General features: G+C 73.8%; 21 protein-coding genes and 2 tRNA genes. 11 read left to right on the top strand and 12 right to left on the bottom strand.

The genetic code is table 11. The annotated features are described in order from the left end of the window. Positions 1-39: 39 nt before the first annotated feature. From purL to purS, 3 genes are read right to left on the bottom strand one after another with little or no spacing between them, the layout of a single operon-like run. Positions 40-2,295, bottom strand: coding sequence for a phosphoribosylformylglycinamidine synthase subunit PurL (gene purL, locus ACFU74_RS23605; protein ID WP_380759904.1), 2,256 nt, complete (start codon positions 2,293-2,295; stop codon positions 40-42). Beyond that, positions 2,295-2,972, bottom strand: a complete 678-nt coding sequence (purQ, locus tag ACFU74_RS23600; RefSeq protein ID WP_380759902.1) for a phosphoribosylformylglycinamidine synthase subunit PurQ — start codon at positions 2,970-2,972, stop codon at positions 2,295-2,297. Before purQ ends, purL begins: the two co-directional genes overlap by 1 nt. Then, positions 2,969-3,223 carry a phosphoribosylformylglycinamidine synthase subunit PurS gene (gene purS, locus ACFU74_RS23595; RefSeq protein ID WP_030304493.1) on the bottom strand — a complete coding sequence of 85 codons (255 nt, stop codon included), beginning with the start codon at positions 3,221-3,223 and terminating at the stop codon, positions 2,969-2,971. Before purS ends, purQ begins: the two co-directional genes overlap by 4 nt. A gap of 468 nt (positions 3,224-3,691) precedes the next feature. On the opposite strand from purS, the gene ACFU74_RS23590 reads away from it, so the two are divergent. From ACFU74_RS23590 to ACFU74_RS23560, 7 genes are all read left to right on the top strand, one after another. Beyond that, on the top strand, positions 3,692-4,009 hold the full coding sequence (locus ACFU74_RS23590; protein WP_380759900.1) for an Lsr2 family protein: 318 nt from the start codon (positions 3,692-3,694) through the stop codon (positions 4,007-4,009). 132 nt (positions 4,010-4,141) lie between these two features. Next, a tRNA-Gly gene (locus tag ACFU74_RS23585) sits at positions 4,142-4,214 on the top strand. Between the two features lie 40 nt (positions 4,215-4,254). Then, positions 4,255-4,330 (top strand) — tRNA-Gly (locus tag ACFU74_RS23580). Positions 4,331-4,479: 149 nt separating this feature from the next. Next, positions 4,480-5,484, top strand: a complete 1,005-nt coding sequence (locus ACFU74_RS23575) for an ATP-binding cassette domain-containing protein (protein ID WP_380759898.1) — start codon at positions 4,480-4,482, stop codon at positions 5,482-5,484. Next, entirely contained in the window at positions 5,481-6,311 is an 831-nt protein-coding gene (locus ACFU74_RS23570) for an ABC transporter permease (protein WP_380759896.1), read from the top strand. The genes ACFU74_RS23575 and ACFU74_RS23570 overlap by 4 nt, the downstream gene beginning before the upstream one ends. Before the next feature lie 93 nt (positions 6,312-6,404). Further along, positions 6,405-7,631 (top strand): sensor histidine kinase, encoded by a 1,227-nt coding sequence (locus tag ACFU74_RS23565; RefSeq protein WP_380759894.1) that lies wholly within the window; start codon positions 6,405-6,407, stop codon positions 7,629-7,631. A 26-nt stretch (positions 7,632-7,657) separates the two neighbouring features. Next, complete coding sequence (locus ACFU74_RS23560; protein ID WP_380759892.1) at positions 7,658-8,278, top strand: response regulator; 621 nt, start codon at positions 7,658-7,660, stop codon at positions 8,276-8,278. A 28-nt stretch (positions 8,279-8,306) separates the two neighbouring features. On the opposite strand, the gene ACFU74_RS23555 is transcribed toward ACFU74_RS23560, so the two are convergent. From ACFU74_RS23555 to purD, 4 genes are all read right to left on the bottom strand, one after another. Further along, a complete protein-coding gene (locus tag ACFU74_RS23555; RefSeq protein WP_380759890.1) occupies positions 8,307-9,206 on the bottom strand; it encodes a phosphoribosylaminoimidazolesuccinocarboxamide synthase in 900 nt (299 codons plus the stop codon). Between the two features lie 107 nt (positions 9,207-9,313). Beyond that, entirely contained in the window at positions 9,314-10,855 is a 1,542-nt protein-coding gene (locus ACFU74_RS23550) for a N,N-dimethylformamidase beta subunit family domain-containing protein (RefSeq protein ID WP_380759888.1), read from the bottom strand. 230 nt (positions 10,856-11,085) lie between these two features. Beyond that, the gene (locus ACFU74_RS23545; RefSeq protein WP_380759886.1) at positions 11,086-12,666 is read right to left on the bottom strand and encodes a hypothetical protein; all 1,581 of its coding nucleotides are present in this window, start codon (positions 12,664-12,666) and stop codon (positions 11,086-11,088) included. 625 nt (positions 12,667-13,291) lie between these two features. Beyond that, positions 13,292-14,539 carry a phosphoribosylamine--glycine ligase gene (gene purD, locus ACFU74_RS23540; protein ID WP_380759884.1) on the bottom strand — a complete coding sequence of 416 codons (1,248 nt, stop codon included), beginning with the start codon at positions 14,537-14,539 and terminating at the stop codon, positions 13,292-13,294. 471 nt (positions 14,540-15,010) lie between these two features. Between purD and ACFU74_RS23535 the strand changes: the two genes are divergently transcribed. After that, positions 15,011-15,796 (top strand): SLATT domain-containing protein, encoded by a 786-nt coding sequence (locus ACFU74_RS23535; protein ID WP_380759882.1) that lies wholly within the window; start codon positions 15,011-15,013, stop codon positions 15,794-15,796. A 100-nt stretch (positions 15,797-15,896) separates the two neighbouring features. Here the strand turns inward: ACFU74_RS23535 and ACFU74_RS23530 are convergent, their stop codons facing one another. The 3 genes from ACFU74_RS23530 to ACFU74_RS23520 form a co-directional block, all read right to left on the bottom strand. Beyond that, positions 15,897-16,544, bottom strand: coding sequence for a hypothetical protein (locus ACFU74_RS23530; protein ID WP_380759880.1), 648 nt, complete (start codon positions 16,542-16,544; stop codon positions 15,897-15,899). Positions 16,545-16,661: 117 nt separating this feature from the next. Next, complete coding sequence (locus ACFU74_RS23525) at positions 16,662-17,735, bottom strand: GntR family transcriptional regulator (protein WP_380759878.1); 1,074 nt, start codon at positions 17,733-17,735, stop codon at positions 16,662-16,664. Positions 17,736-17,927: 192 nt separating this feature from the next. Beyond that, positions 17,928-18,725 (bottom strand): carbon-nitrogen family hydrolase, encoded by a 798-nt coding sequence (locus tag ACFU74_RS23520; RefSeq protein WP_380759876.1) that lies wholly within the window; start codon positions 18,723-18,725, stop codon positions 17,928-17,930. A 174-nt stretch (positions 18,726-18,899) separates the two neighbouring features. Here ACFU74_RS23520 and ACFU74_RS23515 point away from each other — a divergent pair, with 174 nt between their 5' ends. Further along, entirely contained in the window at positions 18,900-19,721 is an 822-nt protein-coding gene (locus tag ACFU74_RS23515; protein ID WP_380759874.1) for a maleylpyruvate isomerase family mycothiol-dependent enzyme, read from the top strand. 148 nt (positions 19,722-19,869) lie between these two features. Then, positions 19,870-20,676 (top strand): Bro-N domain-containing protein, encoded by an 807-nt coding sequence (locus tag ACFU74_RS23510; RefSeq protein ID WP_380759872.1) that lies wholly within the window; start codon positions 19,870-19,872, stop codon positions 20,674-20,676. Positions 20,677-20,737: 61 nt separating this feature from the next. On the opposite strand, the gene ACFU74_RS23505 is transcribed toward ACFU74_RS23510, so the two are convergent. After that, a complete protein-coding gene (locus tag ACFU74_RS23505) occupies positions 20,738-22,096 on the bottom strand; it encodes a nitrate/nitrite transporter (RefSeq protein ID WP_380759870.1) in 1,359 nt (452 codons plus the stop codon). Positions 22,097-22,191: 95 nt separating this feature from the next. Continuing rightward, positions 22,192-23,427 (bottom strand): M64 family metallopeptidase, encoded by a 1,236-nt coding sequence (locus ACFU74_RS23500; RefSeq protein WP_380759868.1) that lies wholly within the window; start codon positions 23,425-23,427, stop codon positions 22,192-22,194. A gap of 379 nt (positions 23,428-23,806) precedes the next feature. Here ACFU74_RS23500 and ACFU74_RS23495 point away from each other — a divergent pair, with 379 nt between their 5' ends. Further along, positions 23,807-24,796 carry a hypothetical protein gene (locus tag ACFU74_RS23495; RefSeq protein WP_380759865.1) on the top strand — a complete coding sequence of 330 codons (990 nt, stop codon included), beginning with the start codon at positions 23,807-23,809 and terminating at the stop codon, positions 24,794-24,796. Positions 24,797-24,833: the final 37 nt, after the last annotated feature.

Below are 24,833 nucleotides of genomic sequence, written 5' to 3'. Positions count from 1 at the left end.
GTTCCGCAGAACCGTCCGCCCCCGGGGAGCACCTCGGCCTCAGCCCAGCAGGGCCTCGATCACGCCGGTGTGGGCGTCCTTCAGCTCCGCCAGCGAGACGCTGAACTGGCCCTGGACGTCCAGGCTGTCGCCGTCGACCACACCGATCCGGGTGGCCGGCAGGCCCCGCGCGGTGCACATGTCGTTGAACCGGAGCTCCTCGCTGCGCGGCACCGCCACCACGGCGCGGCCGGCCGACTCGGAGAACAGGAACACGAACGGGTCCAGGCCCTCGGGCACGACGACCCGGGCGCCACGGCCGCCCTTGAGGCAGCTCTCCACCAGGGCCTGGCCCAGGCCGCCGTCGGACAGGTCGTGCGCGGCGTCGATCATGCCGTCGCGCGAACCGGAGATCAGGATCTCGCCGAGCAGCCGCTCGCGCTCCAGGTCGACCTTGGGCGGCAGGCCGCCCAGGTGGTCGTGGACCGCCTGCGACCAGGCCGAGCCGCCCAGCTCGTCCTCGGTGTCGCCGAGCAGGTAGAGCAGCTGCCCCTCCTCGGCGAAGGCCACCGGGGTACGGCGGGTGACGTCGTCGATGACGCCGAGCACCGCGACCACGGGGGTCGGGTGGATGGCGACCTCGCCGGTCTGGTTGTACAGCGAGACGTTGCCGCCGGTCACCGGGGTGCCCAGGGTCAGGCAGGCGTCGGCCAGACCGCGGGTGGCCTCGGCGAACTGCCACATCACGTCCGGGTCCTCGGGGGAGCCGAAGTTGAGGCAGTCCGAGACGGCGAGCGGCTTGGCACCGCCGGCCGCGACGTTGCGGTACGCCTCGGCGAGGGCCAGCTGGGCGCCGGTGTACGGGTCCAGCTTGGTGTAGCGGCCGTTGCCGTCGGTGGCGACCGAGACGCCGAGGTTGGTCTCGTCGTCGATCCGGATCATGCCCGAGTCCTCGCCGTGCGAGAGCACGGTGTTGCCGAGCACGTAGCGGTCGTACTGGTCGGTGATCCAGGACTTGGAGGCCTGGTTCGGGTGCGAGGCGACCTTCAGCAGGTCGGCCTTCAGGGCCTCACCAGTGGCCGGGCGGGCCAGCCGCTCGGCGGTCGGGGCGTCGGCCTGCAGCGCGTCCTGCCAGCTCGGGCGGGCGAACGGGCGCTGGTAGGTCGGGCCCTCGTGGGCGACGGTGCGCGGCGGCACGTCCACGACGAGGTCGCCGTGCCAGTAGATCTCCAGCCGCTCGCCGTCGGTGACCTCACCGATGACGTTGGCGATGACGTCCCACTTCTCGCAGATCTCCAGGAAGCGGGCGACCTTGTCGGGCTCGACGATGGCGCACATGCGCTCCTGCGACTCGCTCATGAGGATCTCCTCGGGCGAGAGCGTGTGGTCGCGCAGGTGCACGGTGTCGAGGTCGATCCGCATGCCGCCGGAGCCGGCCGAGGCCAGCTCGGAGGTGGCGCAGGACAGGCCGGCGCCGCCGAGGTCCTGGATGCCCTTGACGAGCTTCTCGCCGAAGATCTCCAGGGTGCACTCGATGAGGAGCTTCTCCTGGAACGGGTCGCCGACCTGGACGGCCGGGCGCTTGGTCGGCTTGGTGTCGTCGAAGGTCTCGGAGGCGAGCACCGAGACGCCGCCGATGCCGTCGCCGCCGGTGCGGGCGCCGTACAGGATGACCTTGTTGCCGGCGCCGGAGGCCTGCGCGAGGTGGATGTCCTCGTGCTTCATGACACCCACGCACAGCGCGTTGACCAGCGGGTTGCCCTGGTAGCAGGAGTCGAAGACGACCTCGCCGCCGATGTTCGGCAGGCCCAGGCAGTTGCCGTAGCCGCCGATGCCCGCGACGATCCCGGGCAGCACGCGCCGGGTGTCCGGGTGGTCGGCCGCGCCGAACCGCAGCGGGTCCATCACGGCGACCGGGCGGGCGCCCATCGCCAGGATGTCCCGGACGATGCCGCCGATGCCGGTGGCCGCGCCCTGGTAGGGCTCGATGTACGACGGGTGGTTGTGCGACTCGACCTTGAAGGTGACCGCGTAACCCTGGCCGACGTCGACCACACCGGCGTTCTCGCCGATGCCGACGAGCATCGCGTCCGTCTCGGGCTTCTTCTCGCCGAACTGCTTCAGGTGGACCTTGGAGCTCTTGTACGAACAGTGCTCCGACCACATGACCGAGTACATGGCGAGTTCCGCGCCGGTCGGGCGGCGGCCCAGAATCTCCCGGATGCGCGCGTACTCGTCCTGCTTGAGGCCGAGCTCGGCCCACGGCTGGGCGGCGTCCGGGGTCTGCTCGGCGTTCTTGACGGTGTCGAGGCTCATCAGGCGTTCACCAGCTGCTTCAGGACGGAAGTGAAGAAGCCCAGGCCCTCGGTGGTGGGACCGGTGAGCGGCTCCACGGCGTGCTCGGGGTGCGGCATCAGGCCGACGACATTGCCGGCGGCGTTGGTGATGCCGGCGATGTCGCGGTACGAACCGTTGGGGTTGACGTCGAGGTAGCGGGCGACCACCCGGCCCTCGGCCTCCAGCTCGTCCAGGACGCGCTCCTCGGCGACGAAGCGGCCCTCACCGTTCTTGAGCGGGACGACGATTTCCTGGCCGACCGCGTAATCGCGGGTCCAGGCGGAGCCGTTGTTCTCGATCCGCAGCTTCTGGTCGCGGCAGACGAAGTGCAGCGAGTCGTTGCGGGTGAGCGCGCCGGGCAGCAGGTGCGATTCGCACAGCACCTGGAAGCCGTTGCAGATACCGAGAACCGGCATTCCCGCCCTGGCCTGCTCGATGACGGTCTCCATCACCGGCGAGAAGCGGGAGATCGCGCCGCAGCGCAGATAGTCGCCGTAACTGAATCCGCCCGGCAGGACGACCGCGTCGACCTGGTGGAGATCCTTGTCACGGTGCCAGAGCGCGACCGGCTCGGCGCCGGCGAGGCGGACCGCGCGACGGGCGTCGCGGTCGTCGAGGGAGCCGGGGAAAGTGACGACGCCGACGCGGGTGGTCACTTGCCCTCCTCCTCGACGCGGACCGTGAAGTCCTCGATCACGGTGTTGGCGAGAAAGGTCTCGGCGGCTTCGCGGATACGGGCGAGCGCGGCGTCGTCGACCGGGCCCTCCAGCTCCAGCTCGAAACGCTTGCCCTGGCGGACGTCGGCGATCCCGGTGAATCCGAGACGGGGCAGTGCGCGCTGCACCGCCTGTCCCTGGGGGTCGAGGATCTCCGGCTTGAGCATGACGTCGACTACGACGCGTGCCACTGGCACTCCCGGTGGTGTCTTCGTGAGGCGGGGGAACTCCAGACTACCGGGGGTTTCGGGCGGGATTGCTGGCCGGGCATGGTGACGCGCGTAGACCCACGACCCTTACGCTGCAAGGCCTCCATCCGCCCGGGACCCCCCGCCGCGCGCCCCTTTTCGCCGGATTCCCGGACCCCCGGGGGAACGGCCGAAGAGCACCCGAATACCGGCACTCCGGACAGATCGGCCAGCCGAGTGCACCGACTATCCCGCATCCCGGCGAAGACACGTGAATATCCGGAAAAGAAAGCCGGACTCTTCGATTTCTCCCCGCTTCGGGTGCAGAATAGGGCCACCTGCCGCGGCGAGTGCTGCGTATCCGGCACGGCCATCCGGCCTGCCCGTATGCACGTGCGCGATAGGTGCACATCAGGCCCGGGGGCGCGCCCGCGCCCTTGGCGGCCGAATTGCCCGAGAGGATTGACGCCCATGGCTCAGCGTGTAGTTGTCACGCTCTCCGACGACCTGGACGGCGGCGCCGCCGCGGAAACCGTCCACTTCGGCGTGGACGGGAAGTCGTACGAGATCGATTTGTCCGTGGACAACGCGGAAAAGCTGCGGGAGGCCCTCGCCCCGTTCGTCGCCGCCGGCCGCCGCCAGAGCCGCTCCGGGAAGTCCTTCCGCCGCACCGCCCTCACCCCGGACCCGGCCGCCGTGCGCGCCTGGGCCCAGTCCCGCGGCATGGAGCTGCCGGCCCGCGGCCGGATCCCGAAGCACGTGTACGAGGCGTTCGCCGAGGCGAACTGAACAACCGCAGGCACCGGTCGTCCCTCCCGCATCCCGAGGGCGGGACGACCACCCCTTCGGATGCTGTAGAGTATTCCTCGTCGCCGCAACGGAGAGATCCGGACCGGCGGCCGGTGCCCCACCAGGCGCCGTGCGGACGTGGCTCAGTTGGTAGAGCATCACCTTGCCAAGGTGAGGGTCGCGAGTTCGAATCTCGTCGTCCGCTCGCAGTGCGCGAGCACAGCACAATTACATAGTTCCATCCTGCGGACGTGGCTCAGTTGGTAGAGCATCACCTTGCCAAGGTGAGGGTCGCGAGTTCGAATCTCGTCGTCCGCTCCAGTACGAAGGGTCCTCTCGGTCGAGAGGGCCCTTCGGCGTTTCCGTCCCGCGCACCCATGACATTTGTCATCGCCGAGCCGTGGATCCGCACCGGGTTCTCGTGAAGGCGCGCACTGCCTTCGGCCGCCGGGCGACGGGAGGCTTAGGGCATGGAAACGAGCCAGCCCCACCACCCCGGCGATCACGTGATCGAGGTCACCGACCTGCACCGCCACTACGGCACCGGCAGCAACCGCTACCACGCCGTCCGCGGCGTCGACCTGGCCGTCGGCCGCGGTGAGCTCTTCGCCCTGCTGGGCACCAACGGGGCCGGCAAGACCTCCACCATGGAGCTGATCGAGGGCCTCGCCGCCCCGACCGAGGGCCGGGTCCGGGTGCTCGGCCGCGACCCGTACCGCGAGCGCGCCGCCGTCCGCCCCCGGATCGGCATCATGCTCCAGGAGGGCGGCTTCCCCGGCGACCTCACCGTCGCCGAGACCGGCCGGTCCTGGGCCGGCACCACCAGCCACGCCCGCCCGCTCGACGAGGCGCTGGAGCTGGTCGACCTCGGCCACCGCCGCAACGTCCGGGTCAAGCAGCTCTCCGGCGGCGAGCGCCGCCGCCTCGACCTGGCGATGGCCCTGCTCGGCCGGCCCGAGGTGCTGTTCCTGGACGAGCCGAGCACCGGCCTCGACCCGGAGGCCCGCGCCGCCGTCTGGCGGCTGGTCCGCGAGCTGCGCGCCCAGGGCACCACGGTGCTGCTCACCACGCACTACCTGGAGGAGGCCGAGGAGCTCGCCGACCGGCTGGCGATCATGCACGGCGGCCGGATCGTCGCCGCCGGCACCGTGGCCGAGGTGATCGCCGGGCGGCCGTCGCAGATCTCCTTCGAACTCCCCGAGTTCTCCGGCGCCTCGATCCCCCCGCTGGCCGGCGCCACCGTCACCGCCGACGGCCGCAAGGTCACCGTCCGGACGCCGCACCTCCAGGCGACGCTGACCGACCTGCTCGGCTGGGCCGACCACCAGGGCATCGCCCTCGGCGCCCTCGACGCCCGCAGCGCCTCGCTGGAGCAGGCCTTCCTGGCCATCGCCGCCGAGGCCGCCCACCAGCCCCCGGCCGACTCCCCCGCCGCTCCCCCCGCCCGCCGCAAGCTGATCGGACTCGCCCGATGACCACCGCCGCCACCGCCACCGCCACCGGGCCGAAGAGCACCTCCGTCCGCCGGCTGCTCGCCCTCGGCCGGGCCGAAGGCACCCTGCTGCTGCGCAACCGGACCGCCCTGTTCACCGCGGTGCTGCTGCCGCTCCTCCTGATCTTCGGCCTGCAGAACGTGCTCGCCCAGCAGGCCGAGACCAACCCCGGCCTGGACGTCGACTCGCTGCTGGTCAACGGCGCGGTCGGGATGGTGCTGGCCTTCGTCGTCTACTACAACCTCACCGCCGCCTACGTGGCCCGCCGCGGCGAGCTGGTGCTCAAGCGACTGCGCACCGGCGAGGCCCGGGACCTGGAGATCCTGGCCGGCACCGCCGTCCCCTCGGTCGGCCTGGCCCTGGTGATGTGCACCGTGATCGGTGTCGTCGGCGCCACCGCCCTGGACCTCACCGCCCCGGCCAACCCGGTCCTGCTGGCCGCCGGCCTGGTCCTCGTCGTCGCGACCCTGATGGCGCTGGCCGCCGTCTCCAGCGCCTTCACCCGCACCGTGGAGAGCTCGGGCATCACCACCATGCCGGTCCTGCTGCTCACCCAGTTCGGCTCCGGCCTGTTCATCCCGCTGGAGGTCATGCCGGACCGCCTCGCCGACGTCTGCCGCCTGCTGCCCACCACCCCGGCCTTCCAGCTGGTCCGGGTCGGCTGGTTCGGCACCGACGGCTCCGCCGCCCCGACCGGCTTCGCCGGCACCTGGGCCACCGCCGCCCCGCACCTGGTCACCGGCGGCATCTGGCTCGCCCTCGCGGTCTGGGCCGCGGTCCGCTACTTCCGCTGGGAGCCGCGCCGCTGACCTGGGAACTTTTCCGAACCGCAGGTCCGCTCCCCGCTCCACCTCTGATAGGAAGGCAGCAGCACGATCATGGTCGAAGGGGGAGCAGAACAGATGGGCGTCGCGAATCCGGTGCGCGCGTGGAAGGGCTACTCCAAGCCCCAGCGTTCCGAGCTCTACCTCCGCTGGTCGCTCTACCTGATGGCGCTCGCCCCGCTGCCGATCGGGCTGCTGATCAACACGTCCGACCCGGACTACCGCGCCCACCCGGCCGCCCGGGTCGCCCTGGTCCTCGGGTTCGCCCAGACCCTGATCACCCTGCGGGCCTACCGCACCTCGCTGGACCACTACCTGAAGCGGCCCACCGACCACCTGCGCTGGCTCGCCCTCAACGGCGGCGTCGCGGTGGCCGGCTCCTGGGCGGTGCTGCTGCTCGGCCCGCGGGTCGGCGCGGCCTCCGACGCGGAGTCCGTGGTCTTCACCCTCCCGCTCGTCTCCACCGTCCTGTTCTCCGCCTTCGGTCCGGCCTCGGTCGGGCTGCCCCCGCGCCGGGCGGCCCTCGCCGGGGCCGCCGGTCTGCTGGCCGTCCTCCCCGCGATGCTGCTGACCGGCGCCACCCTGGGGACGTGCCTCGGGCTCCTGACCGGCACCGCGCTGGTGATGCTCCTCATCGGGTGCAGCTGCCGCAGCTTCGCCTGGCTCCAGTCGGTGGTCTGGGAGCTGGACGCCGCCCGCGAGGCCCAGGCCCGGCTGGCCGTCGCCGAGGAGCGGCTGCGGTTCTCCCGGGACCTGCACGACGTGATGGGCCGCAACCTCACCACCATCGCGCTCAAGAGCGAGCTGGCCGTCCAGCTGGCCCGGCGCGGCCGTCCGGAGGCCGCCGACCAGATGGCCGAGGTCCAGCAGATCGCCCAGGAGTCCCAGCGCGAGGTCCGCGACGTGGTCCGCGGCTACCGCACGGCGGACCTGCACGCGGAGGCGATCGGCGCCCGCGCGGTGCTCCGCTCCGCCGACGTGGCCTGCGAGATCGACCTCGGCGAGGACGCCGACCGGCTGCCGGCCCCGGTCCAGTCGGTGCTCGGCTGGGTGATCCGCGAGGCCACCACCAACGTCCTGCGGCACAGCGAGGCGGGCCGCTGCGCGATCCGGCTCCGCCGGGAGGACGGCCGGGCGGTGCTGGAGCTGGAGAATGACGGGGTACCGGCCGTGCCGCTGCCCTCCCAGGGCGGCGGCACCGGCCTGCGCGGACTGCGCGAGCGGCTCGCCGCCCACGACGGCGAGCTGACCCTCCCGCAGGCCCCGCCCGGCAGCTTCCGGCTGCTCGCCAGCGTCCCGCTCTGAGAACCGCCGTACGGAAGGCCCCGCCGATGACCGACACCGCGCCCGTCCGCGTCCTGCTCGCCGACGACGAGCACCTGATCCGCGGCGCGCTGGCCGCGCTGCTGTCGCTGGAGGAGGACATCGCGGTGGTCGCCCAGGCCGCCTCCGGCCCGGAGGCGGTGGCGATGGCCCAGGCCCACCGGCCGGACATCGCGGTCCTCGACCTCCAGATGCCCGGCCTGGACGGCATCGAGGTGGCCACCAGCCTGCGCACGCTGCTGCCGGACTGCCGCTGCATGATCGTCACCGGCCACGGCCGCCCCGGCTACCTGAAGCGGGCCCTGGAGGTGGGCGTCCGGGGCTTCCTGCCGAAGACGGTCTCGGCGGCCGACCTCGCCGGGATCATCCGGACCGTGCGGGCCGGCGGCCGGTACGTGGACCCGGAGCTGGCGGCGGACGCGATCGCCGCCGGGGACAGCCCGCTCACTCCGCGCGAGACGGACGTGCTGGAACTCGCCGCGGACGGCACCTCGATCGCCGAGATCGCCGAACGGGCCTCGCTCTCCCAGGGCACCGTCCGCAACTACCTGTCCTCGGCCGCCGCCAAGCTGGGCGCGGAGAACCGGCACGCGGCGGTGCGGATCGCCCGCGAGCACGGCTGGATCTGACCGCCGGGCCCGCGGGCGTCCACCGGGCTCAGGCCCAGCTGAGGCCGGTCAGCCGCTCGTAGGCCTCGACGTACTTGGCGCGGACCTTCTCGACCACCTCGGCGGGCAGGCTCGGCGGCGGCTGCTCGCTGCGGCGGTCCCAGCCGGAGGCCGGGGAGGTCAGCCAGTCGCGGACGATCTGCTTGTCGAAGGAGGGCTGCGAGCGGCCCGGCTCCCACTCGTCGGCCGGCCAGAACCGCGAGGAGTCCGGGGTCAGCACCTCGTCGCCGATCACCAGCGCGCCGTCCAGCAGGCCGAACTCGAACTTGGTGTCGGCCAGGATGATGCCCCGCTCGCGGGCGATGTCCCGGGCCCGGGAGTAGACGGCCAGGGTGGTCTGGCGCAGTTGGGCGGCCAGTTCGGCGCCGACCCGGCGGGCGGTCTCCTCGTAGGGGACGTTCTCGTCGTGCTCGCCGACCTCGGCCTTGAGCGCCGGGGTGTAGACCGGGGCGGGCAGCTCGGAGCCGTCGTCCAGGCCCTCGGGCAGGGCGATGCCGCAGACGGTGCGGGAGTCGCGGTACTCCTCCAGGCCGGAGCCGGCCAGGTAGCCGCGGGCCACGCACTCGACCGGGACCATGTCCAGGCTGCGGCAGACCAGGGTGCGGCCCTTCCAGTCGGCCGGGGCGCCGGCCGGGACCTCGGTGGAGATCACGTGGTTGGGCACGATGTCCGCGATCCGCTCGAACCACCACAGCGAGAGCTGGGTGAGGATGCGGCCCTTGTCCGGGATCTCGTTGGGCAGCACCCAGTCGTAGGCGGAGGTGCGGTCGCTGGCGACCATCACGAGGTCACCCGACTCGGTGCGGTACAGGTCGCGCACCTTGCCGGTGTGCAGGTGGACCAGGCCGGGTACCTGGACCGGCTCGGGCTTGGTGACAAATCCGCTCAAGGTCGTCTCAGTCCTCAGGGGTCGTTCGCGGGCGGTGCGGCGCGAAAGGGGAGGTCACTGGGGTCGAGTCTGTCATGACCACCCGTGCGCACCGGTCCGAGGGGCGTTCAGCCGTTCTTGCAGAGGCGGTCCAGCAGGTTGGCGGTGGCGCGCTGGATCCGCTCGTCGGTGAGCCCGGGGCGGTTCAGCGCGGGCGACCAGGCGAAGGTGCCGGAGGCGAACACGTAGGCGCCGCTGGGCGCCCGGTAGAGCGAGGTCTCCTGGTAGCGGGTGCGCCCGGCCGGGTCCTGGTACGGGGAGTGGGCGAGCAGCACCCGTTCGGTGTGCCCGGGCAGGGCGACCTTGGGGTAGTAGCGGTCCGCCTCGCCGGCCACCAGTCCGGGCAGCCCGTCGCCCTCGTGCAGTCCGGTGCCGGCCCAGAACCAGTGCGCGGTGTGCCGGGCGACGAGCGGGACGGCGGTGGCGACCCGGCCGGAGTACTGGAGGCCGAGCAGGTGCTGCTCCGGCTCGCCGGCGTCGCGCCACAGCGCGCTGGCGGCGCCGGGCGCCCCGGCGGCCGGGTTGTCGGGGCGGACCTTCTGGCGCTTGCGGCAGTTGAGCATCCGGTTGGGCTCGCCGGAGGGGCCGGGGCTCAGCTCGACCCGCCAGTACATGGTGTTGGCGGAGAGGAAGACCAGCGAGGTGCCGCCGTCCCTGGCCCCTTCGACGGCGCGGCGCATCGGCTCGGACCAGTACTCGTCGTGGCCGGGGAAGACCAGTGCCCGGTGCCGGGAGGCGTCGACCAGTCCGGCGTGCAGGTCGGTGGCGGTGGCGTAGGAGAGGTCGTAGCCGTAGCGCTCGGCCCAGCGGATGAAGTCGTAGGCGTGGCCGACGTGCAGCGGGAGGCCGGCGGTGGCGTGCGGGCGGTCGAAGGAGACGGTGACGGCCGCCTCGGGCTCGCCGACCAGCAGGCCGCCGTCCCAGGCGTGGTAGAGGCTGGCGCCGCTGCGGCCGTCCTCCGGGAAGAGGTTGTACGCCTGCCAGGTGACGTCGGGGACGACCAGCAGCAGTTCGGCGGCCCGGGTCCGGTCCTCGAAGTCCCGGACGGTGAAGGGGATGTGGCTGCGGTGCAGCATGTCGGCGGTGGTGAGCACGGCGACGTACGCGCCGGGGCGCCAGTGCGGCGGGATCTGCAGCCGCCAGGTGTGCCACCAGTGGTGGCAGGAGACGGTCCGGCCGGCCACCAGCGGGGCGGGCTGGACCATGCCGGCGATCAGCGGGCTGGAGGTCATGTGGTGGGCGCCGTCGCCCGCGTAGTGGCCGATCCGGTAGACGTCGACGGTGAACTCGCGGGGCGGGTTGACGGTGACCCGCAGGTCCACCGAGCCGCCGGGGCGGACCACGCCGGCCGAGGCGAAGCCCTTGATCTGCTGTTCCTCGTCGTTGGCGCTCAGCGGGGTGCCGACCGGGGGCTTGCCGCGCACGCCGGCCGCGGCGAGCGGGCGCTGCCCGGGGGCGTCCACCGAGACGTACCAGGGGACGTCGCCCTCGGTGCCGGCGAGGTACCGGTCCGGGCTGCGCAGCCAGGGCAGCGGGCCCTGGCCGAAGGGGTCGGAGACGCTGTGCGCGTGCGTCCCGGACTCCCAGCGGCGGTTGAGTTCGGTCCCCACGCGCGCCCCTCCCAGGTGCACCTCCGCCGGTTGGCATGTGCCTCCCGGATGTGCGTGCGGACTAATACACCACACCGTGCTGGCGCTGCGTCACCCCACGGTAGCAACTAGTGGCGGGAATCTTCCGGCCCGGCGGAGGGAGGGCCTCCGGCCTGCGAAGACCCGGGGCGGTCGGGGCGGTCGGGGGCGCTCACCGAGGGGGTTCGCGCCCCTCCCCCCGGGGGTGCCGGTCAGAGCCGGACGGGCTTCTCCAGCCGGACGTCGGCGGCGTCCAGCCAGGCCCGCAGCGGGCCGTCCTGGCCCTGTTCGACGGCCTGGGCGACCGGTTCGGCGAGGTCGGTGCGGCGGACCCCGCCGAGCAGCAGCACCGGGCCGTCCAGCCAGTCCAGCCCGGGGACGGCTCCCGCGGTGTCCACGGCGGCGCAGCAGACCATCGCGGTGACGTGGTCGACCAGCACGTCCCGTCCGGTGCGGACCGGTTCGAGCAGCGGCGCGGGCGCGGTGGTGCGGACCGACTGGGCGGCGAGGACGGCGGCCAGCCGCTCGCCGTCGCCGTCGGCGAGCCGGCCCAGCAGCCGGGTCAGCGTCGGGGCGCCGGGGCGGGACTGCGGGGCGAGCAGGTCCAGGGCGGACTGCAGGGCGGCGGCGCGGGCCCGCCAGCCGGCGTCCACCGCCTCGGCCGGGTAGTCGGCCCACTCCAGCTCGCGCCAGCCGCCGGAGGCGGGCGCGCCGAAGAACAGCTCGGCGGCGAGCCGGGAGACCGCGGCGTCCACCGCGCCGGGCTCCTCCAGCAGGTCGCAGGCCGGGCGGTCGCCGAGCCGGCTGCCGTAGCCGTCGGCCAGCCGGTCGCGCCGGGACAGTTCGGTGAGCGCGGCGACCACGCCCGCGTTGAGGTGGGCGGGGTGCCGGCCGAGCCGCCAGGCGGGCAGGGCGACCCGGGTGAGCAGCCGGTCCCAGCCCGCGTAGGCGAGGCCGACCTGCTCCTGGGCGGCGATCCGCAGGCCGTAGTCGACGCCGCGGGCCTGTTCGGAGGCCCAGCCGGCGACGGAGCGCTCCAGCTCGGCGGCGTGCTCGCGGCAGGTGCCGAGCAGCCGGCGGGTGATCCGCTCGGTGATCCGGCCGCTGAGCGCGGCCGGGCCGCGCCGGGGCGGTCGGGCGGCCCCGGTCCCGGGGGTGCCGGCCGGGCCGGGGGCGGCGCCGGTGTCCAGGCTGGCGTCGAGGGCGCGCAGGAACCGGCGGGCGGCGGCGATCTCGGGGTCGGCGGCGGCCGCGGTGCCGGCCACCACCGGGGCGAGCAGGGCGCGCAGCTCGCCCGCCCGCATCCACCACAGGAAGGGCGAGCCGATCACCAGGACCGGCGCGGTCGGCTCCTCCCCGGCGGCGCGGGCGCGGCGGCGGGGACGGGCGGCGGGGACGTCCTCCAGCCAGCTGTCGCAGTCGGGGGTGAGCGCGACGGCGGAGGGCGCGGGGACCTCCAGGCGCTCGGCGAGGTCGTCGATCAGCCGGTACAGCTCGGGCGCCTGGGCGCGGGCGAGCGGCACGGCCGGGGTCTGCGGCGGGACGGCCCCGCGGTACCGGCGGGCGGCCGCACCGGCCACCAGCAGGGTGAGCGCGGCCACCGCGCAGACCGTCCAGCGGGCGATGTCCCAGCCGGCGGCGTCGGGGGAGCCGGGGGAGCCGATCCGGCCGGTGAACCGGCCGGCCAGCAGGACCACGGCGGCGGCGGCGGGCAGCGCGGCGGCGGCCAGGGCGAGTCCTCGGATCCGCAGGACCGCCTGGGCGTGAGCGCGCGCGGTGTCGACAGCGGCCATACGGTGCGGCACCCCCTTCGGAGCCCTCGGGTGCCCGGCGAGGGGCCCCTGAGCCGATTCGAAACGATCAGTTCCGACCGGGAAACGGTGTCGGCCGAGCCCCGGTGATTCATGCTGCGTGGCGCTTCTGACATTTTCGACGCCCGTGTCCGGGTGGGTGTTCCGGATCGCCCCGGTTTCCACTCGTCCCGGTGACGCCGCCCGGATTCCGGACGGCCGCCCGGGGCGGCGTCGGACGGCCCGGGCGTGTCCGGTCCGGCCGGACGCCGTCCAGCATCCCCCCGCACGACCGCCGCTACCCGGCGGCGGGCGGAAGCGGCCCGACCTGTGGCGCCGTGGTCCAGCGCACCATAAGGCCGGGCGCCCGGTTGCGTCAGCCGGATGCGGCCGCTGTCACTCGATGGGCTGGATTCCGGCCGCCGAACGGTGCGCCGGCCCCGGAGTCCGCTCCGGCCCGGCCCGGGCCCGAAACGCCGGGCCGCGGCTGCGTCCATGGGGGTTGCCCGCCGGCCCCGCGGGGGTGCGCGGGGTGCGCCGGGCGCCGCCCCCGGCACGGCGAAAGCCCGGACCCCCGGCGCGCGGATCGCTCGCCGGGGGTCCGGGGGGAAAAGGGGGTGCGCGGCCGCTACTGCGCGGCCTTCAGCGCGATGTCACCGCGGTGCTGGCCGCCGGCCAGCGAGATCCGCTCCACCGCCCGGTAGGCCCGCTCGCGGGCCTCGGCGAGCCCGGCCCCGGTCGCGGTGACCGACAGCACCCGGCCGCCGGCGCTCAGCACCCGGCCGTCCTCGGCCGCCTTCGTCCCGGCGTGCAGCACGTAGGCGGTGCCGTCGGCGGCCTCCGCCTCGGCCAGGCCCTCGATCGGGTCGCCGGTGCGCGGCGCCGCCGGGTAGCCCTCGGCGGCGATCACCACGGTGACCGCGGCGCCCTCGTCCCAGCGCAGCGGCTCCAGCTGGTCCAGCGTGCCGGTGGCCGAGGCGTGCAGGACGCCGGCCAGCGGGGTGCGCAGCCGGGCCAGCACGACCTGGGTCTCCGGGTCGCCGAAGCGGGCGTTGAACTCGATCACCCGGGTGCCGCGCGAGGTCAGCGCCAGGCCCGCGTAGAGCAGGCCGGAGAACGGGGTGCCGCGGCGGCGCAGCTCGTCCACGGTCGGCTGCAGGACGGTCTCCAGGACCTCCTCGACCAGGCCCTCGGGAGCCCAGGGCAGCGGCGAGTAGGCACCCATGCCGCCGGTGTTGGGACCCTGGTCGCCGTCCAGGGCGCGCTTGAAGTCCTGGGCCGGCTGGAGCGGCAGGACGGTGGTGCCGTCGGTGATCGCGAACAGCGAGACCTCGGGGCCGTCCAGGTACTCCTCGATCACCACCTGCCCGCAGGCGGCGGCGTGGGCCAGCGCCTCGTCGCGGTCGGAGGTGACCACGACGCCCTTGCCGGCGGCCAGGCCGTCGTCCTTGACCACGTACGGGGCGCCGAAGGCGTCCAGCGCCTCGGCGGCCTCGGCCGGGGTCGTGCAGACGTAGGAGCGGGCGGTGGGCACGCCGGCGGCGGCCATCACGTCCTTGGCGAAGGCCTTGGAGCCTTCGAGGCGGGCGGCTTCGGCGGAGGGGCCGAACACCGCGACGCCGGCCGCGCGCAGCGCGTCGGCGACGCCCGCGACCAGCGGGGCCTCCGGGCCGACCACGACCAGCTCGGCGCCGAGCCCGCGGGCGAGCGCGGTGACCTGCGCGCCGTCCAGCTGGTCGACCTGGTGGACCGTCGCCACCTGCGCGGTCCCGGCGTTGCCCGGGGCGCAGTGCAGCTCGGTCACGGCGGGATCTTGGGACAGAGAGCGGCACAGGGCGTGTTCGCGGGCGCCGCCGCCGATGACGAGGACCTTCACGCTGCGCAAGGGTAGCCGGTGGCCGGTTCCGGCCGCTCTCCGGTCCCGTAGGAAGAGACGGGCGCCGGGGCCCGGTGCACGCACAGCCCTGGAGGATCCTCCAGCTCAGCGGGCCGATGATCATCACGCGGTGTCCGGGTCAGGACAGCGGGTCACCGGCCCCTCGCTCGGACGGGTGAAATCCCGCCGGCCGCCGCAACCCTCCCACCTCGGGATCCGGTGGCCGAATCCGGTAACGATCATTGGCGAAGCGCCCACACGGTAAGCCATTTGGCGGTAAGAAGTGCTGTTGGACCACCACCGGCCGCCGCCGGTGACGCCGCCCCGGGGCACCCGCCACACGCCCCGGAACGGCGGTGTGGCCGCCGCGCTGTCCGGCGTTCCACCGGCCGTCAGGCCGAGGAGACGCCGGTCCGCGCAGAGTCGGAACCAGCCAGACCAGCAGTCCGCCCGCCACAGGGAGCCCCACAGGTGAGCCAGCCGGAAATGCAGCCCGAGGAGAGTGCCTGGGGCAAGGAGATCGGCGAGGAGGACCAGCCCGCCACGACCGTGGCGCGCCGCGCCTCGACCCGCCGCCGGTCCGATCTGAGCGCCCGCCAGTTCCCCCTGGGGGACTGGGGCGAGCCCGCCGAACGGCTGGAGGAGCTGTACCGCTGGTCCGAGGAGCGGGCGGTCGAGGCCATCGAGTGGTACCGCCGGGACCGGGTCTGGAAGCGCCGCTGGGCCCGGCTGCTGCGGTTCGGCTCGGCCGGCTTCGCGGTCGGCGGGGTCGCCGCCCCGCTGGTCGACCTCACCGGGGCCGTCGCGCACGGCTCCGACTGGGGCTACGTCGGGCTGGCGCTGGCCGCCGCCTGTTACGGCGCGGACCGGGTGTTCGGCCTGACCTCCGGCTGGATGCGCGACGTCTCCACCGCGCAGGCGCTGCAGCGCCGGCTGGAGGCCTTCCAGTTCGACTGGGCCTCGGAGTGCGTCCGGGAGGTGCTCGGCCCCACCGAGGGCACCGCGGGCGAGGCCGCCGAGCGGTGCCTCGGGGTGCTGCGGCGGTTCTGCGAGGACGTCTCGGACATGGTCCGCACCGAGACCTCGGAGTGGATGCTGGAGTTCCGGGCCGGGATGACCCGGCTGCCCACCCAGGCCGCCGGCAGCTGGGGCGGGCGCGCCGAGCCGGGCGTCGGCGCCCAGGTGCGGGTGCTGCCGCCCCCGGGGACCAGGCCCACCATGCCGCGCCAGCGGCCGCCGGAGGGACCGCTGCGGTGACCCGGGCGGCGGGGGCGGGCCCGGGGCCCGCCTCCGGGTGTCCGGCACCCGTCCGGCCGCCGACGGCGGCTCGGGCTCAGGCTCGGGCTCAGGCTCGGGCTCAGGCGAAGACGATCATCGAGCCCTGGTGCAGGCTCCGGGTCGCCGCCGCGTACAGGCCCGCCCAGGCGTGCCGCTCCCGGGCGAACGGGTGCAGGTCGTCCAGCGGCGGTCCGAACGGCTGCTCCAGGCCGGTCGGGCCGAGCGGCCGGGTCGGCGCCGGCGGGTCGAACGGGTCGATGCCCAGCGCCGGGGCGACGGCCTGCAACTCGCGCAGCAGCCCGTGGCTGGAACCCAGCGGCCCGCCCGCGGCGAGCAGCGACTCCTCCACCAGCGGGGCGGCGAACTCGATCGGCACGTACGCGCCGGCGTGGTCGAAGTGCCAGACCAGGTGGGACTGCTCGGCGCTGCTCTCGAACATCTCCAGCAGCTGCTCGTAGTCGCCCCCGAGCGCGTCCACCGGCGTGATGTCCAGACCGGTCAGGCCCAGCAGATAGGCCCGGCGCAGGAAGTGCAGCGAGTCGTAGTCGAACGCGGCTATCGGCTCGACCGCCCCGCTGAGCCCCGGCACGAACCGGTAGACCGGCATCTCGGGCAGGCCCCGGGAGGCCAGCACCTGGTTGTAGAGCGCGAGGTCGTCCCGGAAGGGGTTGTCGGGGCTGTGGCTCAGCACGTCCACCAGCGGGACGAGCCAGAGGTCGCAGGCCATGGCCGGCTCTTCCTCTCCGGACGCGGGGAACCGGCCGCGCGGCGGCGGACGGCGGATGGGCGGGTCGGCGCCCGGACGGCCCGTACGAGGGGCGGCCGGGACGGACGACCGCCCACCCTACCGGCCCGGCGAGCGATGCGGATCGGGCCGTCCCCCGGGCAGTTGGTCCGACGACGGATCGGGCAGCCGACGGCCGAACCGCCCGTACGGCACCGCGCGCGGCTGCGGCACCAGGCCGAGCCCCAGGCCGAGTTCGCGGCCCAGCTCCCGGCCGAGCTCGCGTTCCCGGCCCCGGGCGCCGCCGGCCGCACCGCCCGGTTCCGCCGGTCGGGCGGGCCCACCCGGCACGGGCGCCTCGGTGACGCCCGGCCCGGTGCCCGCCCCGGCCTTCCCCGGCGCGGAGTCCCCCGGGGCGTCGGGCGGCGCCGCCGTGGCCTCCTCGCCGCCCGGAGCGGCGAGCGGACGCCCGGTCAGCAGCGGCAGCACCCCCACCGTCTCCACCGGCTGGCCGGCCAGCTCGGCCAGCAGCCCGACCGTGAAGAGGTTGTACTCGCAGACGATCCGGTGGGCTCGCGGCACGTCGCGGGCCTCGATCGCCTCCACCAGATCGAGGTGGCCGTCCCAGCAGACCCCGGCCAGCTGGGGCATCGTCCGCAGGTAGCGCGCGGCGAACATCCACGACTGCACCCGCAGCCAGTCCAGGTAGTCGCCGATCCGGCGGTTGCCCAGCAGCCCGCCGACCTCCTGCCAGAACCGGCGGTCGCAGCCCACCATCACGTCCAGGTTCCCGGCCCGGGCCGCCCGCACCGCCGCGTCCGCCCGGCGGCGCAGCGAGGTCACCCGGCTCTCGTCCCGCGGGCCGGGGTCGGCGGCCAGCCGGCGGAAGTAGCTGTCGGTGATCAGCACCCGGGACTCGAAGATCTCCCGGAAGTCGTCCCAGCCGAACTCGGGAACGGTGAAGCCGCGGTGGTGCTCGGCCCGGAGCAGCCCCTGGGCGGAGAGGTCGACCAGCGCCTCCCTGGCCGGGGTCGCCGAGACGCCGTACAGCTCGGCGATCTCCTTGACGGTGAAGTTCCGCCCGGCCGCCAGCCGGCCGGCCATCATCTCCTCGCGCAGCGCGCCGGCGATCTGCTCGCGCAGGCTGTTGCGCTGGATGACGGGACGGCTGTCGCCCGCGCCGGTGCCGAACATGCGCGCGACCTCCTCGGGCGGGCGGGACGGCCTGACGGGGGCAGACCGGCGAAGAAACGGGCTGGTAACACGACGAGGGCTCATCTTCTCAAAAAGGACACCGACGTGTACAAGCCCCCCATACGCCCCGGCGCGCCCCCGTGCCCGTGGCCGCCGTACCGGCCCCGGACCGGGGGCTTCCCCCGGGCCCCGTCAGCGCTGAACAGGTGCGGGGATGCCCAGCAGCCGGTCCCGGTGCACCGGGAAATCGGCGCGTGCCTTCGCCACCTCCGCCGGATCGAACTCCACGGTCAGCACCTCCTCCCCCGCCCCCGCCTGGGCCAGCACCCGGCCCCACGGGTCCACCGCGATGCTGTGGCCCGCCTGCTCGACCCCGCCGTGCGTCCCCGCCGTGTTGCACGCCAGCACGTACGCCTGCTCCTCCACCGCCCGCGCCCGGGCCAGCAGCGTCCAGTGCTCCCGCCGCCGCTCCGGCCAGGCCGCCGGCACCACCAGCACCTGCGCCCCCGCGTCCAGCAGCGCCCGGAACAGCTCGGGGAACCGCAGGTCGTAACAGGTCGCCAGGCCCAGCGTGCCGACCTCGGTGGCCGCCGTGACGATCTCCTGCCCGGCGCCCATCACCACCGCCTCGCCGCTGTCGAAGCCGAAGCGGTGGATCTTCCGGTAGGTGTGCACCAGCTCGCCGTCCGGGGCGAACAGCAGCGAGGTGTTGTAGATCGGCCCGTCCGGGTCCCGTTCGACGATGGAACCGGCGTGCAGCCAGACGCCCGCCGCCCTGGCGGCCGCCGCCATCGCGTCCGAGGTCGGCCCGTCCAGGGCCTCCGCGCCGTCCGACCAGAGGTCGTAGGCGAACCCGCCGAGCGGCCACAGCTCGGGCAGTACCACCAGGTCGGATCCCCGTTGCGCCCGCACCAGCGCGGCCGCGCGGGCTCGCCGCTCGGCCGGCGGCTCGGCGTCGGAGACCGCGAGTTGGATCAATGAAGCGCGCACAGTACCACCGTCCACGGCAAGAGTCCTACGATCGTCACCCGAAAGCGCTGCCCTGCTCTCACCCGGCAGCGTAACGTGCGGTTAGCGTGTGCGCCCGAAAGCCGGACTTCCCGGCCGACCCAGGAGACCGCGGGCACGCGCGGCAAGGCAGCTGACGGAGGGCCGGAGATTCCCGTGACGGACAACCAGACCGTGCAGGCTTACACCGAGGCGTGGACGCAGTCCATCGAGGCGATATCCGAACTGGTGACCCCCCTGCCCGAGGGATCCTGGAACCGGGCCACCGAGTGCCCGGGCTGGTCGGTCCGCGACATCGTCTCGCACGTGATCGCCGTCGAGTCCGAACTGCTCGGCGACCCCCGCCCGATCCACTCCCTCCCCCGTGACCTGCGCCACGTCACCACCGACGCCGCCCGCTACCTCGAACTGCCCGTCGACAAGCGCCGCTGCCACACCGCGCTGGAGATGACCAGCGAGCTGGAGTACACGATCATCCGCCGCTCCCGCGCGCTGCGGAACGCCAAGCAGATGCCCAACGAGCCGGTCCGCTGGCCGGCCGGACAGCAGAGCCGCGACGTCCCGTACCACCAGCTGCTGCGGCTGCGCGCCTTCGACGTCTGGGTGCACGAGCAGGACCTGCGGCGCGCCCTCGGCACCCCCGGCAACCTCGACTCCCCCGCGGCCCTGATCACCCGCGACGTCCTGCTGGAGGGCCTGCCGAAGGCGGTCGCCCACCAGGCCGGCGCCCCGGCCGGCACCGCCCTGGTCATCGACGTCACCGGGCCCGTCGAGTTCCTGCGCACCGTGCGGGTCGACTCCGCCGGGCGCGGCACCGTCGACGAGTCCATCAGCCTCGCCCCCGACGTCCAGCTCACCCTCGACTGGGAGACCTACGTCCGCCTCGCCTGCGGCCGCGGCCGCCCGGACCGGGTGACCGTCGACGGCGACCGGGAGCTCGCCGACCGCGTCCTGGCCAACTTCTCCGTCACCCCGTAGCCCCTGGCCGTCACCCGCCCGGCGTACACGCACCGTGCACGCCGGGCGAGTGCGCCTCGTGCTCCCGTACGTCACGTTGGGACCAGTACCCCCGTCCGTTCGGCCTCGTTGATCCGGGCAGTCACCCGGATGAAGGAGGGGCGTCCCCATGGACGACGAACAGGCGATGGTGCTGGTCCGGTCGAGCTTCCCGGTCACGGGCCAGCCGATCAGGGTCGTGATGATCGACGGCGAGCCGTGGTTCGTCACGGCGGACGTGTGCACGGTCCTGGGGAGGATCAACCCGAGCCGAGTCCGCCACATCGTCGGACTCGAACACGCGCGGGTCGTCAACTCACGCGCGATTAACCTAACTTTCGGGAAGGTTAATCACGTTTCAGCAGGTGAGAAACCCTACGGACGCGGCAACCCGATGCTGAACGTGATCAGCGAGGCCGGCCTCTACAGGCTGATCATGCGCTCGAACAAGCCGAACGCCCAACCGTTCCAGCAGTGGGTCTCCCAGAAGCTCCTCCCCTCCGTCCGCCGTGGGGACACCGACATCCCCACCCAGCAGCGGCGGATGGCGGAGACGCTCACCGAGGCGATCGGGCAGCAGGTGTACGTCGTCGCGCGGATCGAGCACGAGGACTGGCCGGACCTCACCGTCCACTCCGACGGCACGGTCGGCTGCCGGCACGGCGAGATGGTCCTCCGGCTACCCGGGCCCGACGACGGCGGGCCGCCGTTCGGCCCGTACTTCGAGTGCCCGAGCGGGGAGCGCGTCGGGATCAGGGGCAGCCGGGTGGTCCCGGGCTGCCCGAAGCTGCACATCGTGGACCTCGTCCGGATGCGGGACGAGGCCCGGGCGGCACCGACTCGCAGTCACGAGGACCTGCTCGTGGAGATGCACGGTGCCCGGATCCTCGGGACGCCCCCTCAGATCGCCGAGTTCATGCGCGCGTACGAGGGCTGACCGAACGGGGGTAGCGCCAGGAACTTCTTGGTGCTACCCCCGTTTCCGCAGGTCGGAAACCCTAGACCGCCACCGCCGCGAGCTTCTTCCGCAGCCGGAGGATCATCAGGGTGCCCACCGCCAGTGGCACGTACTGCCAGCAGAAAGCCCACCGGAAGGCGCTCGCCGTGTAGGTGTCGGCGCCGGCGGGGCTGAGGGTGTCCAGGAGCACGCCGATGCCGAGAAGGGTGATCATCGTGCCGATGAAGCCGCCCATGTTGACGATGCCGGAGGCCGTGCCGAGGCGTTCGACGGGGTTGCGGGCGCGGGCGTAGTCGAGGCCGACCAGCGAGGCGGGGCCGTTGCTGCCCATCACCAGGACGACCGCGACCAGCAGCCAGAGCGGCGGGTGGCCGCCGGGCCAGGCGAGCGCCACCGCCCACAGCAGCGCGGTGGCACCGATGACCGTGAGCACGACGGGCATCCGGGCCCGGGCGGTGCGGGACAGGACGCGGCCGAAGAGGAAGCCGAAGCTCATGTTGGAGAGCACCAGCAGGGTGAGCAGTCCGCCGGCCGCGGCGCGGGTCATGCCCTGGGCCTCGACAAGGTAGGGCAGGCCCCAGAGCAGGCCGAAGGCATTGCCCGGGAACTGGGTGGTGAAGTGGATCCAGAGCCCCAGCCGGGTGCCCGGCTCCCGCCAGGTCTCCCGGACCTGCCGCCCGATGCCGGGCCGGGGCTGCGCGGCCGGCGCCGCCTCCCCGGCAGGCCCGGCGGGCGCCTCCCGGAGGAAGAGCGCGACGAGGGCGAAGACGGCGACGCCGAGCAGGGCGATGGCGGTGAAGGTGGGCGTCCAGCCCTCGCTGTGCAGGGCCTGGGCGAGGACGACGGTGGTGACCAGGTTGCCGCTCATCCCGGCGAGCCCGGTCAGCTGGGCGACCAGGGGGTTCTTGGCTGCGGGGAACCAGCGGGCGGCGATCCGCAGCACGCTGATGAAGGTCATCGCGTCGCCGCAGCCGAGCACGGCCCGGGAGGCGAGCGCGGGGCCGAAGGAGTCGGAGAAGGCGAAGGCGAGCTGACCGGTGCTGAGCAGCACGACGCCGAGCAGCAGCACCCGGCGCGGCCCGAACCGGTCGACCAGCAGGCCGACGGGTATCTGCATGGCCGCGTAGACGAGGACCTGGAGGATCGAGAAGGTGGAGAGCGCGGAGGCGCCGATGCCGAAGCGGTCGGCGGCGTCCAGGCCTGCGACGCCGAGGCTGGTGCGGTGGATGACGGCCAGGACGTAGACGCTGACGCCGATGGACCAGGCGAGCCAGGCGGCCCGGCCGCCCGGTGGGTGGACTGCGCTGTGACCGGTGGCGGGGCCGGCCGTGGGGCCGGCGTCGGCACGGGGAGCGGGGACGGACAGGGGGGTGGCTGAACTGGCGGGCTCCACGGTCATAGTGGCCCCAGATTAGTCATCCCATCATTGAACGCCTAGGGCGGGGTGTCCGGGACGGACACGAACCATCCCTTCCGTCCCCGGGCACCTCCGGCTCAGCCGACCACCGTCCAGGAGACCGAGCGCGTCATGTAGCGGTCCCGGAAGGCCTCGTCGCGGACCCAGTCGGTGGTGTCCCGGACGGTCGCCGTGACGGTCGCGGCGCGCCCGGGCTCCAGCCGCAGCTTCGCCGTGTCCAGCCAGCTGCGGTCCGCCGCCTGCGGCTCGACCGGGGCGCCGTCCACCGTCCAGTCCACCCGCAGCTGCCGGGCACCGGACAGCGGGACCGGCCGGACCTCCAGCCGGGGCCGGCCGGTGACGTCGCCGGGTGCCGGCACGGGGTTGTCGGTGGGCCTGACCCGCCGGTAGATCTCCTCGATGATCGCCTCCCGCGAAGGCAGGTTGTACGCCCCGCCGAGGGTGCGCATCACCGAGTCCTGGGTGGGCCGGTAGATGCCGTTGGCGCTGCGGTAGGCGCCGATCACGCCGGCGCCGTCCGGGGACTCCGCGCCCAGCCAGCGCCACCACTTGGTCTGCTTGCGGCGCATCTCCTCGGCGTTGTCGGTGGCGAGGTTGGGGTACTCGGCGTCGTCCGGCGCGCTGTCGTACTCGTCGCCGAGGTCCCCGACGGTGTGCCCTATCTCGTGCTGGATGATCCGCCCCGCGTCCGGGCTGCCACCGGCCAGGGTGGTCACCCCGGTGCCGCCGGCGCCGCCGTACTCGGTGGAGTTGGCGAGTGCGATGAGGTACTGCGGACCGTCGCCGTGGCCGGCGTAGCGGGCGGTCGCCTCCTCGTCGGCGCAGAGCAGCCTGGCGGTGCCCTCGCACCAGAAGTGCATGCCGAGCGGGGTGGCGGGGCGCCTGCCGCGGTTCTCGGTCTCGGCGATGCCGGAGACCGGGGAGACCACCTCGACCCGCTTTATGTTGAAGAACCCCTGGTAGCTGCGGAACGGCTCGATGTCCATCAGCGCGCGCCAGGCCCGGTCGGCCTGGGCGCGGAAGAGGTCCTGCTCCCCCGTGGTGTAGCCGTCCCCGAGCAGGACCAGGGTGATCCGGTTGGCCGGGTCGCCGGTGCGCCGTATGTCGACGGTCGGCGCCTCGCCGGCGGTGTGCAGGTCGGCGTGCTGCACCACGGTGTGCGGCGGCACCGCGCGGTCGGCGGGGGCACCCGGCCCGATCACCCCGAACGGCGGGGGCCCGGCCAGTTCGAGCGCGGCCGGGAGGACGGCGGTGGACACCAGCACGAGCGCGGCCAGACTCCGGACGATCCGGCCAGGGTTGCCAGGCGGCATACGGGTGTGTCCTCGACGTTCCGGTCACCCGGCGTCGCCCGGGTGGTGGACGCGAAGACGTACCCGGCGCGGCGTGTCGTCCTCACCTCATGCCGAAAAGATCACCGATCTGGACGAACCATAAGAATCCAACCAGTCATTCCTATGAATCCGATCAGATGCCGATCATCACTGTCCGCAACCAGAGGAATGCCCAAAGCTCTCGAAGAAATCCCTGAACCACCCGCAACCCTTCGGACCCGATCGTTGTCTGTATGGACGAAGGAAGCGGAAGCGAGACCGGCAGTGCCGGGGGGCGCAGCTGCTCAGCAGGAGCAGGCCGGTCACCTTCACCGTCCACCACCTCATTCACCCGCATCAGACCCTGGGGGGTCCTGTCATGCACACGTCCATCATGCGCGCTTCCGCCAACACCGTCACCGCCACCCGGCGCCGTCGGATCGCCACCGTCGCCGCCACCCTCCTGCTCGCCGGCTCCGTCCAGCTGCTGACCGCCGAGTCCTCCTCGGCCTGCGGCGGCCCCGACAAGGCGTACAACCCCGAGGTCCCGGCGGCCGCGCTGGAGGTGAAGCACCGGGGCGACATCTCCAGCGCGTTCCTCGACTCCGCGAGCCGGATCACCCCCGGCGGGTCGAAGGCCGAGATCGGCACCCAGATCGCCAACTTCACCGGGGGCGACTTCCACATCGCCGCGCCGGCGCTCACCGTCACCGGCAAGGGCGCGAAGCTGCAGCCCAAGGACGTCACGGCCGAGGTGTTCGTGAACGGCGCCTGGAAGAAGCTCACGACCGGCGCCGACTGCTACGGGCGGAGCGTCGACATCGACACCTCCCCGCTCCTCACGTCCCTCAAGGACGGCCGAGCGAGCCGTCTGATCTTCCGGATCGGCCTGTCGGCGAAGGCCCCGGCCTCCCTCTCCGCCGTGTCGGTCACCCTGTCGGCCTGGTCGGAGTCCACCAGCGGGAAGCAGAGCAGCCGGACGCTGACGGTCTCCCGCGCCGACGCGCCCGGCAAGGCCACGACGGCCCCGGCCGCCAAGCCCACCCCGGCCAAGCCCACGCCGACGAAGCCCGCCCCGGCGAAGCCCGCCGCCGCGCCGACCGCCGCCGCGCCGGCCGCCGACAGCGCTCCGGCCACCAGCGCGCCCGCCGCCCCCGCCACGCCGAAGAGCACCCCGACCGCCGCCCCCGCCACGCCGAAGAGCACCCCGACCGCCGCCCCCGCCACCACGGCGCCGGCCGGCACCCCGGAGCTCGCCCAGACCGGTGCCGACACCCCGAACGGCCTGCTCGCCGGCATCGCCGCCGCCCTCGCCGCCGTCGGCGCCGGCACCGTCATCGCCGTCCGCCGCCTGCGCGCCCGGGGCTGACGGCCCCGAGGCGAAGGGGCCCTGCCACGCACGGCGG

Source organism: Kitasatospora sp. NPDC057500 (assembly GCF_042802195.1).
Lineage (GTDB): Bacteria > Actinomycetota > Actinomycetes > Streptomycetales > Streptomycetaceae > Kitasatospora.
This window is presented reverse-complemented; position numbering and strand designations above follow the sequence as displayed.

Bases quoted from the DNA above. Each gene is read 5' to 3' on its own strand.
- purL (WP_380759904.1), bottom strand. From the start codon at position 2,295: ATGAGCCTCGACACCGTCAAGAACGCCGAGCAGACCCCGGACGCCGCC.
- ACFU74_RS23590 (WP_380759900.1), top strand. From the start codon at position 3,692: ATGGCTCAGCGTGTAGTTGTCACGCTCTCCGACGACCTGGACGGCGGC.
- ACFU74_RS23575 (WP_380759898.1), top strand. From the start codon at position 4,480: ATGGAAACGAGCCAGCCCCACCACCCCGGCGATCACGTGATCGAGGTC.
- ACFU74_RS23570 (WP_380759896.1), top strand. From the start codon at position 5,481: ATGACCACCGCCGCCACCGCCACCGCCACCGGGCCGAAGAGCACCTCC.
- ACFU74_RS23565 (WP_380759894.1), top strand. From the start codon at position 6,405: ATGGGCGTCGCGAATCCGGTGCGCGCGTGGAAGGGCTACTCCAAGCCC.
- ACFU74_RS23560 (WP_380759892.1), top strand. From the start codon at position 7,658: ATGACCGACACCGCGCCCGTCCGCGTCCTGCTCGCCGACGACGAGCAC.
- ACFU74_RS23545 (WP_380759886.1), bottom strand. From the start codon at position 12,666: ATGGCCGCTGTCGACACCGCGCGCGCTCACGCCCAGGCGGTCCTGCGG.
- ACFU74_RS23530 (WP_380759880.1), bottom strand. From the start codon at position 16,544: ATGGCCTGCGACCTCTGGCTCGTCCCGCTGGTGGACGTGCTGAGCCAC.
- ACFU74_RS23525 (WP_380759878.1), bottom strand. From the start codon at position 17,735: ATGTTCGGCACCGGCGCGGGCGACAGCCGTCCCGTCATCCAGCGCAAC.
- ACFU74_RS23510 (WP_380759872.1), top strand. From the start codon at position 19,870: ATGGACGACGAACAGGCGATGGTGCTGGTCCGGTCGAGCTTCCCGGTC.
- ACFU74_RS23505 (WP_380759870.1), bottom strand. From the start codon at position 22,096: ATGACCGTGGAGCCCGCCAGTTCAGCCACCCCCCTGTCCGTCCCCGCT.
- ACFU74_RS23500 (WP_380759868.1), bottom strand. From the start codon at position 23,427: ATGCCGCCTGGCAACCCTGGCCGGATCGTCCGGAGTCTGGCCGCGCTC.
- ACFU74_RS23495 (WP_380759865.1), top strand. From the start codon at position 23,807: ATGCACACGTCCATCATGCGCGCTTCCGCCAACACCGTCACCGCCACC.